We start from the raw sequence: 13,613 nt of genomic DNA, 5'->3' as shown, positions 1-13,613 counted from the left end.
TAACGTTACCTGCAAGCATTTTTTTGGAGGGGTTAAAAATGATTTATTTTTCTACTGGGCAAGCCGCTAAAAAATTAGGCCTCACGGTGCGTACGCTTCGTTACTACGATCAAATCGGCTTGCTTCATCCATCGTCAAAAGATGAAAATGGAAAGCGGCTTTACTCAGAAACAGACTTAGTCACACTAGAAAAAATTACTCTTTTAAAAAACTTAGCCGTTCCTTTGCGAGATATTGAACTTATTCTTCATCAAGTGAGTATTGATAAACTTCTAGCGATTCATCAACAAAAACTTCAGCAAAAAGCTTCAGAAATTCAACAGGCTTTAGAACATACTCACACTCTTCGCAACAGTATAAAAATAGAAGGTGAATTAAACTGGAAGCAGCTCCTTCCCTTAGTTCACAATCAGTCTACTACTAAAAGCAGCTGGACTGATCTGCTTTCGCTTTCAATAGAAGAAAGTGAGATTCTGCAGCATAATTTGCCTAAAATGGAGAATGCGAGTGCCGATAAATGGATTAACATCATAAAACGAGTTCAGCTTTGCTTAAAGCACCAGCGTGCACCTCAATCTGAAGATGGACAACTAATTGCAGCTGATATACTGCTTTTATCCAGTGAACTGTTTGGTCATCATACGGCTTTAGAAAAAGCCTTTTGGGATGTTCGCAAATCTCCTGAGGCATCAAGTTCACTTAATCTCTACCCTATTGACAGCGAAGTCCTTCAATTTATTGAAGATGCGATTATTTTTTACGAACAACATATAAAGGAATGAAGGTATTGAAAAAAGAAAAGCTGTTTGCTAATTCTTCTTATAAAAAATTATTTATTTCAAGCACTGCGGCAAGCTTCGGAGATTTATTTGATATGTTTGCGGTGATGACGCTTTTTACATACGTGTGGCACGCAAATTCCCTATGGATTACGCTTATTCCTGTCGCGTACGCTTTGCCTAGCATCCTGCTAAGTCAAGCAGCAGGAAATTTAGCGGACCGCTACGATAAGGTACAGCTGATGTTTCTGTCTGAACTAGTCCGTCTTCTGTTCACATGTCTGTTATTTTTCACAGATGAACCGCTTTTGGCACTAGGGGTACTGACCCTGCGCTCTATGAGTTCTGTTATGAAAGTGCCCGCACAGCTGGCTTACGTTCGAGAAGTGGTCAAAGAAGACCAGCTGCTGCAGGCCTCTACCTTACAAAACATTATGTTTCAAATTGCCAAAGTTGTAGGGCCGTTTCTCGGAGCCGCTGCGCTGACGATCACAACGCCAAAAGCATGTATTTTAGTTAATGCCGCAGCTTGTATGATTTCTATTTCGGTGCTGTTTTCACTTAAAAAAGCAGGTAAAAACATTCAAGGGCAAGCTGCTCGTTCTTCCCATCAAACGAAAGAAACGTACTCAACCGGCTGGAAAATCGTTTTTCAGCACTCAATCCTTTTACGCGTCGTTATTTTGTTTCACCTTTCGTATTTTGTAGTCATGCTTGTTGACGCTCAAATTAGCATCTTCCTTCGAGATGTGCTGCCTCACCATCCGGAAATGCTCGGCTGGCTGCTTTCTGGAATCGGGCTGGGAGCGCTAGCAACAGGAGTGTATCTTAATAGAAAAAAACAGGTTCACCATCCATTTAGACTTTTATCACTGGGACTGCTTCTATTTGGAGGGGCTTTATTTTTCATTAGCTGCTTTAATCCAGCCGTTATGTCACGCTATTTCATTTTGATTGCTGCACCTATTGGAGGGGCCGGAGTCGGGCTTAATTTACTGCTGTTTAACTATATCGTTCAAACGTACAGCGACAAGAAACACCTCGGAAAAGTGTACGGATTCATTAACACCTTAACGAGTGCCGTTTTACTTACTGCTCCTCTTCTTGGAGGCATAGTCGTAAAGCTTGCAGGTGCTCAGACGACTTTTTTAACGGCGGCAATCATCATCGTAAGCGTTGGATTTGTGAGTATGCTGATGCCGCTGCGTGATAAACGGGAAAGAAACGTTCAGATTGACGCATAAAAACAGCTTGAGGTTATACCTCAAGCTGTTTTTTATAGACTCCTGTTCATCAACCAGCGGCTACATAAATCAAAGCAGCTAATACGTTCGGTACTGCAATAGCTCCAAATCGTTTTGCATCTTCAACTCGGCTCACCTTGCGCGTCTTTTTGGCTGAAAAGAATGTGCCTGTATTTCCTAGCACAATACTGTCAATAAGGTATGCCAAAGCTAAAACCAGTGATACTGCTCCCATTGTGCCTGACACAAAATAGAGATAGCTCCACTTCCCTGTAAAAGCAGCAAGAGCAAGAACAATCCCGACCATCACGATACCTGCTATAAATCCTTTCTTAATCATTGCATCCCTCTCCCCTTCCTACTTCTTAATTTTTACCATATACTTCTTTTTTGTATAACACCTTACATTTCATTCTACTACACTCACACTTTATGGTAAAATTAGTAAGAGAGGTGGTACATATGAAAAAACGTCAAGGAATCACGCTGCTTTTATTTATACTCGGAGCAGCCTCTATTTCTTTTGGGATGGCTTTAAAAAATATCTTTCCTTATTCCCCTGCAGCTGGCTGGATTCTAGGGACACTGCTTTTGCTAGGAAACTCATTTTATACGAGAAGATACTTACATAGAAGGTCAATTAAGAAGTAAATATCCGCCCCGAGCCGTATATACAAACCTTCATTCGGTTATGGTAAAATAGATAAGCAAAAACTGGATGTAAGGAGATTTTGAGTTTGAAAACAGGATTAATATCTGGCATTATATCTTTAATTATTGTGATTATCATTTCTATTACAGCAGGCAACTGGCAGTATATTTACTATATTTCAGGCCCTCTTGGTATATTACTTACGGCAATTGCACTCGTAACCTTACTGGACGCATTTCGTTTTGAAACGAGAGGACCTTACTTTACCCCTGTCCGGCAGCGAGAGGATACAGAATGGATGAAACGCTTTATTATTGCAGCTGTTCCTCATTTAGTTGCTTCATGTATTTGTATCTTATTTTTATAGAAACCAAAAAGCCAATGAATGGTCTTCATTGGCTTTTCTTATTTATTATATTAAATACCGCGCGACATACCGTAATAATCAATACGGTAATCCACAGCTCCTTCTGCAAATACATTTACAGCTGATTTGGAATCTTTTTTCGGGAATACCCGGGAAGTGAAGACAATTTTGCCGCCGTTTATATAAATTTCGACGATGCTTTTGTCGACAAATACGCGAACATCGACTTCGTTTGACGCTGTCCATTTTTCAGAGCGAACCACACCGTATTCCGTTGCATATTGATGGTGGAATGAAGAGCGGTCGAGTCGCACTTCTTGCTTTTCTGTATCAAACACGAGGCGAAGCTCTTCTTCTTTACTATTAAACAGCTCTAAACCAAACTGTTTGGCCGCTATCTCGCGGAACGTCATATTGATTTCATATGCATTGTTTGTTGCTTCATCAATGATCACTTCTTCATTTTTTAGCGTTCCTCTAAAATGAACCGCTTGATCTCGAAGCTTATTTAACTCTTCTACAGGCTTTTGAACAAGTTCATTTCCTTCAAGCGAAAGCTCACGAGGAAGCGTTAAGGCATGGGCCCACCCGTATTCGTCTGACGGGTAGTCAACATCCGGGTTTCCAATCCATGCAAACAGCAAGCGACGTCCGCTTTCATCTTGGAACGTTTGCGGTGCATAAAAGTCAAACCCTTTATCAATTTCACGGTAATACTCCATTTCAAACGTTAAACTTTCCACATCGAATGTTCCCACCGCGTAAATCACATTATAAATATTATGAAAATCGTGGCCATCCGCTTTGATTCCTTGCGGTGAAAAGACAAACACATCTTTTCCGTCCAGTTTAAAGTAATCCGGGCACTCCCACATATAGCCAAAGTCAGGAAGCGATGTTTTAACTTCGCCTTTAAATGACCACTGAAGCGCATCGCTTGATTCATACACAATTAACGCGCCCGTTTCGTTTTCACGCTGAGCGCCTAGCAGCATATAATATGTATCATTTTCTTTCCATACTTTCGGATCACGCACATGTCCTGTATACCCATCAGGAACGCCTCGTACCGCTGGATTATGCGTGTATTTTTCCACACTTCCATCCCTGTTTAGCATCGCGATACATTGATTAGCTGAACGTGAGCCGTCTTCGTATTTTACATTCCCCGTATAAAACAGCAGCCCTTGACCATCTTTTTCAATCGCGCCGCCTGAGTATGCGCCGTGCGATTCATATTCTTCCGTTGGCGTTAACGCAACCGGAAGGCGTTCCCACGTTACTAAATCCGTAGATTTCACATGAGCCCAGTGCTTCATTCCATGCATCGCACCGTACGGATACCACTGATAAAACACGTGATATTCACCATTTAATTGAATCAATCCGTTTGGATCATTCATCAGCCCGTACTGTGGATGAATATGATAAATCGGCTGCCAGCTGTCTTTGATTGCTTTGTCTTTTAATGCTTCTAACTCACCAGATTTTGCTTCTAAAATCGTTTTGTACTTCGATTCAGCCATCTCTTCAATCCCTCCAGCATCTAAAAAAAAGAGAACGTATTCTCCTTGCACTCTATGATATAAAATTTCAAGTGAAAATGCTACCAAAGAACGAATGTTGTCGTTTTCTTGTGTCGGATTTTATAGATAAGTTTTTTTCTGTTTTTATAGCAGAAAAGAAGGTTTTTCTGTCAGGTGGTTGAATACTATATACAATCAAATTTCACCAGCCTGTACGAGCGTCCGACGGCACTTGCACATTTTTTTAGCGAATCATTTGCGTTTTGCAGGAAGTATTCAACAAAATGGTAAACCCTTCATATTACATATTATAAAAGGAGGAAATGTCATGACAAAAGAAAACGTAAAAGAAACAGTGGGTAAAGAAACAAAAGGTGGAAGCAAAGAGTTATTAGTCGGCACGTTAGTAGGCAGCGTAGTGGGTGTAACAACAGCTTTACTAGTAGCGCCAAAGTCAGGAAAAGAGCTGCGTGCTTCTATTCAAGACGGAGCGAATCAAGCACTTGCTAAAACAGGTCAAGTGAAAGAAACGGTATATGCAAAAGGCCAAGACCTCAAACAGCGCACGGCTCGTCTTTCACAAAAAGTCTCCGAACAATCTTCGCAAGTTGTCAACAAAGTGAAATCTCTGCGCACTGCTAAAGAACAGCCGCTTGCAGAAACGGCTGCAGCAGAAGAGCTTGAAACGACAGAAATCGTTCAAGATCCTGTTCTTGAAGCTGAAGCGGTGCAAGAAGAATTAAATACAATTACGCAAGAAGTAAGTGACTTAGAACAATCTGTCGATGAAACAAGACGTTAATAACAAGCTGTAGAGATATCTCTACAGCTTTTAGCTTTTATGTATATTCGCTATCCTTCCTTCCACCCTTCAAAAAAATAGCCTCCGTACGGACACGGCTCTGATTCCGGCAGTTCTTCATAACGCTGTCCGCTGTAATACTTCGCCAGCACAATCTTAGGCTTAAAAGCTGCTACCCCTTCACTGTCTTCTTTTTCCGCTCCGCTTTCTCTCATCAAACAAAAAATATCCATTCCCTCAAACTCTCCGTACCCTTGATAGCACGACTCATAATAAACTTTACCAGGTGTTACCAAATAGCACTCCCGCTGCCACGACGGCTGCTTACTGTAGACACTTGCAATACTTATTCCACTCACTGCACACTTCCAGCTGCAAATTCCAACCATACAACGCCTCCAACGACTTGATAGTCTATTCATCTACAACTTTTGATGAAATCAAACATCCTTTGAAATGTACAGAATTTTATCCTCGACCAAAAACCTATACTACCAGATATCCTGTCCCCTTGACTTCACCCCAAAAGGTTCACCTATGCGGAAGTTGGCAGCCCGCAAGGGAGGGCAACTTCCGCATAGGTCTAGCACTTTATACTTGGCTGCCCTTTAGCCAAGTATAAAGTGCTACATCGATAAAAATATAAAAAAGGTCTGATAAATCGACCATTTCTGGTGATTATCAGACCTCAAGTTTTTCTGCATTTGAGCGGCTTATTTGCTGTTCAAGCGATTTAGCCAGCTGTACGATTTCGTGATCTACATATTTTGTTTTGATTTCTTCGATTTCCATTAATGTTTTAGAAAAGCTTTCTGCGTTATTTCCCTGTCTGTGCTGCACATCTTTAAAGAAATCAAGCAGTGCCTCGTTAGACTGCGTTGGACGGCTAAAATCAATCGTGTACATTTTGTACCCCAGTGTTAAATTTGTTGTAGTTGTCATAATTATTTCCCCCATTCTTCCTATAGTGATATATCTTCTACTCTTTACCCTTTAATTCCTTCTTTTTAAACTAAATTAATTATTTTTTTCAAAAAAACTTCCCATTATAAGAAAAAACACCCTTATAACAAGGATGTTAGAGTATTCTTCCCTTCGGTACAATTCCAGATGCAAAGTCATCTTTGAACTTAAAGCTAGCAGAATTGTTTTCCGTTAGAAAATGTATTTCCCATTTAAAAACCGGATATTCGGGCTTGTACATTTCTACTTTCTGATCGGGATTTTCTTCTAATCTTGCAATTACTCGTTTGAATCCTTCATATGCAATCCACCAATCGCTTCCGGTTTCATCCGTAATAAAACAAATAGAACCGTCAATTAAATGAAGGTTTTGCTTGATATCATCAGCATTTGTAAAATACGCATTTCCAAACGTGTTCAGACAATGATCGCAATAACCTGCTTTGCCTCCGTCTTTATAAATCCAGTGCGCGATTGGCTCACTGCAGTCTTTACACGTATTCGTCACTTCTTGAAGAAATGTTTTTCCGCTCCACTGTTCTTTTTCATTTTCAAAAACGGTCCATACTAAATATCTTTCCGTTTGTTCTGAAATAAAAAGGCGAAACGGCTCGTCTCGATGCCAAAAGTGAATATTTTGTTCATCTGATTCTTCAAAGTCAATGACAAAATTATCTCGTTCCAATATATGTCGAATAACATTGGTTAAAAAGGTAACATCCATATAAGGACCTCCCGTACTAGGCGTGACTTCTAGTAAAAATAGCATTTATGAGTTAAAACATATCACGCGTGCTGAAATAACGTCAACGATTACCTCTTGCTTTCTCCGAAAACTGGAAAAGAAATGGTCAAACGCGTTATAATGGTAGTCATGTTGAAACGGAAAGGAGATTTTATGAAGTTTACCGTTCAATCAACTGCACTTTTTCTTCTCTTTTTTATTTGTTTAAGCGGCTGTTCTGATAATGCCGAGCAGTCAAAAAAGCCGGCCGGCTATTTAGTTCAAGGGCGCATTTTAGAAGTGAAACAAGATGAAATTCTTATTGCAAACGTCATTCCGCGAGATACCGCGCTTGACTATACAACAAAAGAAATACTTGGTTCTAGCGATGTACAGCCTATTTATGTAAAAATTCCGGATAATCAAACATACAAAAAAGGACAGCTCGTTAAAGCTTGGCTTAAAAAAGACAAAAGCGTTCAGTATTCCGTTCCGGCAAAAGGCGAAGCTGTTGAAGTCCACATTTTAAAACAGCCGTAGAAAAGCTCCTGTTACGGGAGCTTTCTTCGTGTCAGCTGACGTCCGGTCCGATTCATTTTATGCTGTTCAAAATCCCATTTTTCTAAAAAGCGCTTTGCTGATATATAACCAGATTCATATAAAAATTCGATTTCTTCTTCCTTTAAGGCAAAATCCGTTGCCGTAATCACACCGGTTGGAATTTGCACCGTTCGTTCTTTTGTCTCCGCGTTCAAATACCGCAAATCGTGAGCTTGCAGCATCGTTGTAAACATACTTTTAAATAAATGGACCGGCGTCGGAATAACAGCGGCTGTATCAATTTCTTCTTTTACAAATCGAAAACCAAACGTCGGGAAACGCGGATGCTCCGTATCGAACAGCCAAATCGGAAAATTGCTTAAAAGCGCTCCATCGACAATGTATGACCTCTTGAACCCTTTGGATTTCCAGATGACGGGACGAAAGAAAAAAGGAATGGACGCACTCATCATCACGGCTTGTGAAATCTTCATATCGCTTGGCTGCATTCCGTAGCGAGGCAAGTCGTCAGGCAGTACAAGCATCTGTCCGTTCGAAATGTCTGAGGCAATAATTTTCAGCTTATCTGCCGGCAAATCCGCAAACGTTTCAATTCCTTTTTCACGCAGCAAACCGTACACCCATTTTTCCAAATAATCATTTTTATAAAAACCTAAATGAATCATTAATTCAATTAAGTTCCCAATCAGAGGAATTCGGTTAATGATCGTTTTCCCGCGAAACTTGGCATAGTCCATGTTTTGAAGCTCCTTGCGAATTTCACCACTTTTATAGCCGCTCGCCAAAAGAGCCGCAATTAACGAGCCTGCTGACGTACCTGCTAGACGCTGCCATTCTACGTTGCTTTCTTCCATCGCTTCAATCGCACCCGTGAATGCAATTCCTCGAACGCCTCCCCCTTCAAATACAGCATCTGCTTTCACATCTTTCCCCTCCCCTGCAACTTTCTAGTTTTTATATACCCTTTTTTATATTCAGGTTTTCGCTACTCCATACCTTTTATTTTCCTAACAAAAAAAGACTGTTTCATTTATCGAAACAGTCTTTTCTTTACAGTCGCTTTATTACCATTCGATAGTAATTCATTGTCAGCCAGTAGAAAAGAAAATAAATAATCCCGTATACTGCATCCGCTATTAAAACAGGGACTATCAGACTTTCACCGATTAAGTTTGTAATGACCTTCAGCGCAAATAGACTGTGCAAGATGCCAATTACTAAAGGCAAACCAAACGTAAACAGCTGCTGCTTTCGCACGGTGCTCATCATTTGAGACACTGAAAACCCAAGCTTACGCAGTACTTCAAATCTTTTGCGCTCTTGTTCAGCTTCTGAGATTTGCTTAAAATAAATAATACTGCCCGTTGCCATCAAAAAGGCGAGCCCTAAAAATCCTCCAATAAAAATAAACAATCCTTTACTCATTAAGCCTGCCTGAAACACATCATAGTATGAAGTACGGCTTTCTCCAGCCACTTTTGCGATTTGATGATAGTTCTTAGTAAGTTCATTTTGTTTGTTTTCATCATCCGTATTAAACACGTACACCGCTTGCTTTTGTCCAGCCTTTGAAAGTTTGATAAACGTGTCGTGATTGACTACAAACTGATAGCCGGCACTTTCAGAGTCAAGAATAAGTGAAGGTTCTGATTTAACGACTTTTAAAGCAAGCTGTTCTGATTTGTTTAGCTGCACAACTGCCGTTTTACCTGTACTAGGCTTAAACACTTTTCCTTTTGCCATCGAATCAAAAACAACGGTTTCGTTTGCACTTAACGAAGGAACCGAAACGCCGTTTTTCCGCACTTCTTCTTCATCTAAAAAACTGATTCGCTCACCATCTCCGTAATAACCAGATGTAATAAATCGAAAGTCCGATAAATCAGCAGAGTGCTTCACGATATGATACACATACTGATTTGATTGGATATCTAACTTACGCAGTACTTCCATAAAGTCTTGCGCTGCGTTTTTGCTGTGCAGCGTATAGTCATAAGGCTGCATACTTCTGGCGTCGGCTTTTGTGTTATAGTACGAGGAATACGTCACACCAACTGCTACAAGTGTAGTAGCTGACAAAATCGTAATTAGAGTTAATACTCGTGCATTTGCTTTAATTCGATACATCATAGTAGAAACGCTTAGCATATTTGCAAACGAATAGTATCCGCTTGCATGCTCTCGGTAAAGTCCCATCAGCCACTCAATTGTGGCTTTAAAAAGTAAAAATGTACCGAAAATGACCGAGAACAGTACAACGGCTACAATTAGAAAAAACTTAGGCGTCACAATGTTTCCTGATGAAAGGTAGTACCCGTAGCCAACGAGTAAGATACCAAGTCCTCCCACTACAATTGATCGCTTTGAATTCATTTTATTTACGCGTTCACTTTTGCTTTCTGCTTGAAACAGATCTAATAGCGTATAGCGGTACATAATAAAATAGCCTTGAAACGATATAAAAATGGTAACAATTAAAAACACTACGGCTGTTTTTAAAACCGCTTGAAGAGAAAATGTGAGCGTAATAGAAAGCGACAGTCCCATAAGCTTTAGTAAAAACAGCACAAACAGCCTTGAAAACACGGTACCTAGTAAAATACCGACCACCAGAGAAGAAATCCCCAGCAGCATATTCTCATAGAAAATCATTTTTCCAATCGTACGTTTTTCAATGCCGACTAAATGATACAGCCCGAGCTCTCTCTTACGCTGCCTGATAAAAAATGAGTTTGTGTACCAAATAAAGACAACAATAAAGGTAAGCAGAACGTAGTTTGAAGCATTAAAAATGCCCTGCAGCCTCAGCTCTTCTCCAATAACCTTTGAAATCGATTGGTCGTACTGAAGTGTAGCAAACACATAGTACACAATAATGCTAAAAATCATTGAAAAGAAATAAAGGCTGTACCGGCTAATATTTTTGCGCATATTCTTTTTAACAAGATCAAATACGGTCATAGCCTTCACCGCCTAATGCGCCTTGAATGTTCATAATTCGTTTAAAAAATGCTTGTCTCGTTTGTTCGCCTTTAAACAGCTCCGTATAAATTTGTCCGTCTTTAATAAACAGCACGCGGCTGCAGTAGCTTGAAGCCAGCGGATCATGCGTCACCATAATAATCGTGGCACGGTCTTCTTGATTTAGTTGCGACAGCTTTTCAAGCAGGCTTGAAGCAGCTTTGGAATCAAGAGCTCCGGTAGGTTCATCGGCGAAAATAACGGCTGGATTCGTAATCATTGCTCTCGCTGCTGCAACGCGCTGTTTTTGTCCGCCAGAAATCTCATACGGGTACTTATCCGCCAGCTCATAGATGCCTAGTCGCATTGCGGTGTCTTTAAGCTTCGCTTCCATCTCTTTCTTAGACATTTTTGTAACCGTAAGCGGCAGAAGAATATTTTCTTTTACCGTTAACGTATCCAATAAATTATAATCTTGAAAAATAAACCCTAAATGATTGCGCCTGAAAGCAGACAGCTTCTTATCTTTCATGAGCGCCACGTTTTCCCCTTGAATCCATACCTCGCCATCGGTTGGACGGTCAATCGTTGAAAGAATGTTCATCAGCGTCGTTTTTCCCGCTCCAGATGGTCCCATAATACCGACAAACTCTCCTTCTTCGATTGTAAAATCAATTCCTTTTAGCGCTTCGTATACATTTCCTCTTGATCCAAACGTTTTGGTTACATTTTTTCCTTCAAGAACAATGCTCACTTTTCCTCCTCCTTTCGTTCTTTTGTAGGCCACACGCTTTTCACTCGCTGCGGCAGCTCATTTTTTGTTATAATGTCATATTTCCGAACTTCATTACCTCGAACGAAAAGGTCAATAACCGTTCCTTCTTTTAACTGTTTAATCGTTGTAAATGTTTGAAACGTTGTTTGTCCTTTTTCGTTTATCACTGAAATTGTATATTGAACTCGTCCATACTCATCCACTTTTTTTGCTTCTTTTGGGATAATCCCGTATTGATGCTCCGTTGCGGCTTTTTGATAAATCTTTATTCCTCCTATACCTGCTCCTACAACAAAAAGCAGAGCTAAGAGGCTAATCCACTTTCTCTTCATGTACGTTCCCTCCTTGTGTATAGCTCTATCTTACTTTGAAACAAGGAAAGATTCGTTTGAAGCAGATGACAATCTCAGCGTGCAATCTTACATTTTTGAAAGGTTATCAAAAGAATTCGGTTTGTAGAAGGTCAGAATCACCGTGGTTCCTTCGTGTAAAAGTGAATTCACCTCTATTTGATGGCCAAGAGCATCTGTAATTTTTTTTGAAAAATACAGTCCTAGCCCTGTAGCTCCCTTCGTTTTTCTTCCCGCATTTCCTGTGAATCCTTTTTCAAAAACCCGGGGAAGATCTTGAGTTGGAATCCCTTTCCCTTGATCAGCGATAAATAACTTTACGTACTTTGGCGTTTCTTCACTAAAAAAAGAAAGCTTTCCTTCTAGAGGGCTATATTTAATGGAGTTAGACAGCACTTGCCTCACAACAAACTGCATCCACTTTGGGTCAGTGTGCACCAGTATGTCTAGATTTTTTTCATCAATATGCAGTTTCTTTTCAATACACCATTTTGAGAAGTACGCAACGTTTGGAAAAACAAGTTCACTTAGCGACACTGCCTGCACCTGATAATCTTTTTCTAAGTACTGCAGGCGTGCAGAATATAAATTCTGATCTACTAATCCGTCAATTTTCATCCACTCATCTTCAATATCCTTTAGCCAAGGCCATTTATAAAGCTCTGTACGATGAGCATTAATAAGCAGCTTCATCGCAGTAAGCGGCGTCTTGATCTCATGAACCCAAGTCGTTACATATTCCTGCTGCTCTCGCTGCTGTACGTGAAGAGCATGAGTTTGTCTGCGATACACACGATCTATATGCTGTAGCAGACTCAGCATATCTTCATCTGCTTTCGTTCTAACGTATGAATGCATTTCTTGTAAATCGTACGCATCATGCCGCAGCATTAAGCTTAACTTTTTTAGAAATCTTCTTTCTTTTATTCCTCTCCATAAAAGAAACAGAACCAGTAGACACAGCGTTAAAAGATTCAAATACCAAAACGAAGTGGACGATACCTTAATATCATACTCAAGCAGCAGCAGAGCATCGATTACACTCAGCCATATAAGAACAAATAAAATCCAGCTTAGCCTTTCTCTTAAAAAACTTTTCCACATCTTAATTCACCAAATATCCTTGGCCTTTTTTGGTCACAATTTTATCATTCAGCCCGATGTCTTCCAGCTTGGTGCGAATGCGTGTGATGTTGACAGAAAGCGTATTGTCACTTACAAATTTCTCATCTTCCCATAACCTTCGCATAAGCTCTTCTCGCGATACAATCTTGCCTCGTTCTTCCAAAAGAAGCCGTAAAATAAAAAATTCATTTTTCGTTAAATGAATTTCTTGATCGTTGTAATGCAAACTTCCTTTTTTTAAGTCTAGCACCGCGCCGTTCCAATCGATAACGTCTGAAATCGTGTCTCCATATGAATACGTTCTGCGCAGAAGCGCCTGCACTTTAGCAACAAGAACATCCAAGTTAAACGGCTTTTGAATATAGTCATCTGCCCCAACATTCATTGCCATAACAATATCCATTGGATGTTCACGAGAGGAAAGAAAGACGATAGGAGTTTTTGAAACTGTACGTATTTGCTGACACCAGTAAAACCCGTCATATACAGGCAAATTCACGTCTAAAATAACAAGCTCTGGGCTTTCTGCAATAAATACTTCCATTACCTTTTGAAAGTCTTCTACTCCAGCCACTTCAAATGACCACTGTTCAAATTTCTCTTTTACTAATTCATATATTTTATCATCGTCTTCTACAATTAAAATTTTCATACATTCACCTCTGTATTGTCCTATATATTATGTATAACCCACTGTTGAATACTCTCTTAAAAGCTCACCTAATTCATTAGCATGACAGCAATTTTCTTAAAAATAAACCATTTATTTCTGTAAAACGAAGAG

17 protein-coding genes are annotated in these 13,613 nt (G+C 40.0%); 6 read left to right on the top strand and 11 right to left on the bottom strand.

The window, feature by feature from the left end:
* Window positions 1-38: 38 nt before the first annotated feature.
* On the top strand, window positions 39-782 hold the full coding sequence (locus tag AC4NPH_RS16375; RefSeq protein ID WP_063672501.1) for a MerR family transcriptional regulator: 744 nt from the start codon (window positions 39-41) through the stop codon (window positions 780-782).
* Window positions 779-2,023 (top strand): MFS transporter, encoded by a 1,245-nt coding sequence (locus tag AC4NPH_RS16370; protein WP_237656809.1) that lies wholly within the window; start codon window positions 779-781, stop codon window positions 2,021-2,023. Before AC4NPH_RS16375 ends, AC4NPH_RS16370 begins: the two co-directional genes overlap by 4 nt.
* A 49-nt stretch (window positions 2,024-2,072) precedes the next feature.
* Here AC4NPH_RS16370 and AC4NPH_RS16365 read toward each other — a convergent pair whose 3' ends face one another.
* Window positions 2,073-2,363, bottom strand: a complete 291-nt coding sequence (locus AC4NPH_RS16365) for a hypothetical protein (protein ID WP_013058544.1) — start codon at window positions 2,361-2,363, stop codon at window positions 2,073-2,075.
* 122 nt (window positions 2,364-2,485) lie between these two features.
* Here AC4NPH_RS16365 and AC4NPH_RS16360 point away from each other — a divergent pair, with 122 nt between their 5' ends.
* Window positions 2,486-2,674, top strand: coding sequence for a hypothetical protein (locus AC4NPH_RS16360; RefSeq protein ID WP_013058545.1), 189 nt, complete (start codon window positions 2,486-2,488; stop codon window positions 2,672-2,674).
* 86 nt (window positions 2,675-2,760) lie between these two features.
* Entirely contained in the window at window positions 2,761-3,042 is a 282-nt protein-coding gene (locus AC4NPH_RS16355) for a hypothetical protein (protein ID WP_013058546.1), read from the top strand.
* A gap of 50 nt (window positions 3,043-3,092) precedes the next feature.
* Here AC4NPH_RS16355 and AC4NPH_RS16350 read toward each other — a convergent pair whose 3' ends face one another.
* Window positions 3,093-4,568: a glycoside hydrolase family 32 protein gene (locus AC4NPH_RS16350; RefSeq protein WP_097812689.1), complete on the bottom strand. Its 1,476-nt coding sequence runs from the start codon at window positions 4,566-4,568 to the stop codon at window positions 3,093-3,095.
* 328 nt (window positions 4,569-4,896) lie between these two features.
* On the opposite strand from AC4NPH_RS16350, the gene AC4NPH_RS16345 reads away from it, so the two are divergent.
* Window positions 4,897-5,370, top strand: a complete 474-nt coding sequence (locus AC4NPH_RS16345) for a YtxH domain-containing protein (protein ID WP_013058548.1) — start codon at window positions 4,897-4,899, stop codon at window positions 5,368-5,370.
* 50 nt (window positions 5,371-5,420) lie between these two features.
* Here the strand turns inward: AC4NPH_RS16345 and AC4NPH_RS16340 are convergent, their stop codons facing one another.
* The 3 genes from AC4NPH_RS16340 to AC4NPH_RS16330 all read right to left on the bottom strand — a co-directional run bounded on the left by AC4NPH_RS16340 (window position 5,421) and on the right by AC4NPH_RS16330 (window position 7,057).
* Window positions 5,421-5,759, bottom strand: coding sequence for a hypothetical protein (locus AC4NPH_RS16340; protein ID WP_097812688.1), 339 nt, complete (start codon window positions 5,757-5,759; stop codon window positions 5,421-5,423).
* 292 nt (window positions 5,760-6,051) lie between these two features.
* Window positions 6,052-6,312: a hypothetical protein gene (locus AC4NPH_RS16335; RefSeq protein WP_013058550.1), complete on the bottom strand. Its 261-nt coding sequence runs from the start codon at window positions 6,310-6,312 to the stop codon at window positions 6,052-6,054.
* Between the two features lie 136 nt (window positions 6,313-6,448).
* The gene (locus tag AC4NPH_RS16330; protein ID WP_053487645.1) at window positions 6,449-7,057 is read right to left on the bottom strand and encodes a hypothetical protein; all 609 of its coding nucleotides are present in this window, start codon (window positions 7,055-7,057) and stop codon (window positions 6,449-6,451) included.
* A 174-nt stretch (window positions 7,058-7,231) separates the two neighbouring features.
* Between AC4NPH_RS16330 and AC4NPH_RS16325 the strand changes: the two genes are divergently transcribed.
* A complete protein-coding gene (locus AC4NPH_RS16325; protein ID WP_013058552.1) occupies window positions 7,232-7,597 on the top strand; it encodes a DUF3221 domain-containing protein in 366 nt (121 codons plus the stop codon).
* A gap of 11 nt (window positions 7,598-7,608) precedes the next feature.
* Here the strand turns inward: AC4NPH_RS16325 and AC4NPH_RS16320 are convergent, their stop codons facing one another.
* The 6 genes from AC4NPH_RS16320 to AC4NPH_RS16295 form a co-directional block, all read right to left on the bottom strand.
* Window positions 7,609-8,541: a patatin-like phospholipase family protein gene (locus AC4NPH_RS16320; protein WP_013058553.1), complete on the bottom strand. Its 933-nt coding sequence runs from the start codon at window positions 8,539-8,541 to the stop codon at window positions 7,609-7,611.
* A gap of 127 nt (window positions 8,542-8,668) precedes the next feature.
* A complete protein-coding gene (locus tag AC4NPH_RS16315) occupies window positions 8,669-10,579 on the bottom strand; it encodes an ABC transporter permease (RefSeq protein WP_491938818.1) in 1,911 nt (636 codons plus the stop codon).
* On the bottom strand, window positions 10,566-11,333 hold the full coding sequence (locus AC4NPH_RS16310; RefSeq protein WP_013058555.1) for an ABC transporter ATP-binding protein: 768 nt from the start codon (window positions 11,331-11,333) through the stop codon (window positions 10,566-10,568). Before AC4NPH_RS16310 ends, AC4NPH_RS16315 begins: the two co-directional genes overlap by 14 nt.
* Complete coding sequence (locus AC4NPH_RS16305; RefSeq protein ID WP_013058556.1) at window positions 11,330-11,686, bottom strand: DUF1093 domain-containing protein; 357 nt, start codon at window positions 11,684-11,686, stop codon at window positions 11,330-11,332. Before AC4NPH_RS16305 ends, AC4NPH_RS16310 begins: the two co-directional genes overlap by 4 nt.
* An 87-nt stretch (window positions 11,687-11,773) precedes the next feature.
* The gene (locus tag AC4NPH_RS16300) at window positions 11,774-12,808 is read right to left on the bottom strand and encodes a sensor histidine kinase (protein ID WP_063672505.1); all 1,035 of its coding nucleotides are present in this window, start codon (window positions 12,806-12,808) and stop codon (window positions 11,774-11,776) included.
* A gap of 1 nt (window position 12,809) precedes the next feature.
* On the bottom strand, window positions 12,810-13,481 hold the full coding sequence (locus tag AC4NPH_RS16295; protein ID WP_013058558.1) for a response regulator transcription factor: 672 nt from the start codon (window positions 13,479-13,481) through the stop codon (window positions 12,810-12,812).
* Window positions 13,482-13,613 lie beyond the last annotated feature (132 nt).

It is taken from the genome of Priestia sp. MDV22-iso46 (assembly GCF_058629175.1).
The sequence above is the reverse complement of the archived record's forward strand: the minus strand, read 5'-3'. Positions and strand labels throughout refer to the sequence as shown.

Coding starts and splice junctions, on each gene's coding strand:
- AC4NPH_RS16330 (WP_053487645.1), bottom strand. CDS start 7,057: ATGGATGTTACCTTTTTAACCAATGTTATTCGACATATATTGGAACGA.
- AC4NPH_RS16335 (WP_013058550.1), bottom strand. CDS start 6,312: ATGACAACTACAACAAATTTAACACTGGGGTACAAAATGTACACGATT.
- AC4NPH_RS16300 (WP_063672505.1), bottom strand. CDS start 12,808: ATGTGGAAAAGTTTTTTAAGAGAAAGGCTAAGCTGGATTTTATTTGTT.
- AC4NPH_RS16365 (WP_013058544.1), bottom strand. CDS start 2,363: ATGATTAAGAAAGGATTTATAGCAGGTATCGTGATGGTCGGGATTGTT.
- AC4NPH_RS16370 (WP_237656809.1), top strand. CDS start 779: ATGAAGGTATTGAAAAAAGAAAAGCTGTTTGCTAATTCTTCTTATAAA.
- AC4NPH_RS16375 (WP_063672501.1), top strand. CDS start 39: ATGATTTATTTTTCTACTGGGCAAGCCGCTAAAAAATTAGGCCTCACG.
- AC4NPH_RS16325 (WP_013058552.1), top strand. CDS start 7,232: ATGAAGTTTACCGTTCAATCAACTGCACTTTTTCTTCTCTTTTTTATT.
- AC4NPH_RS16360 (WP_013058545.1), top strand. CDS start 2,486: ATGAAAAAACGTCAAGGAATCACGCTGCTTTTATTTATACTCGGAGCA.
- AC4NPH_RS16315 (WP_491938818.1), bottom strand. CDS start 10,579: ATGACCGTATTTGATCTTGTTAAAAAGAATATGCGCAAAAATATTAGC.
- AC4NPH_RS16345 (WP_013058548.1), top strand. CDS start 4,897: ATGACAAAAGAAAACGTAAAAGAAACAGTGGGTAAAGAAACAAAAGGT.
- AC4NPH_RS16295 (WP_013058558.1), bottom strand. CDS start 13,481: ATGAAAATTTTAATTGTAGAAGACGATGATAAAATATATGAATTAGTA.
- AC4NPH_RS16340 (WP_097812688.1), bottom strand. CDS start 5,759: ATGGTTGGAATTTGCAGCTGGAAGTGTGCAGTGAGTGGAATAAGTATT.
- AC4NPH_RS16350 (WP_097812689.1), bottom strand. CDS start 4,568: ATGGCTGAATCGAAGTACAAAACGATTTTAGAAGCAAAATCTGGTGAG.
- AC4NPH_RS16305 (WP_013058556.1), bottom strand. CDS start 11,686: ATGAAGAGAAAGTGGATTAGCCTCTTAGCTCTGCTTTTTGTTGTAGGA.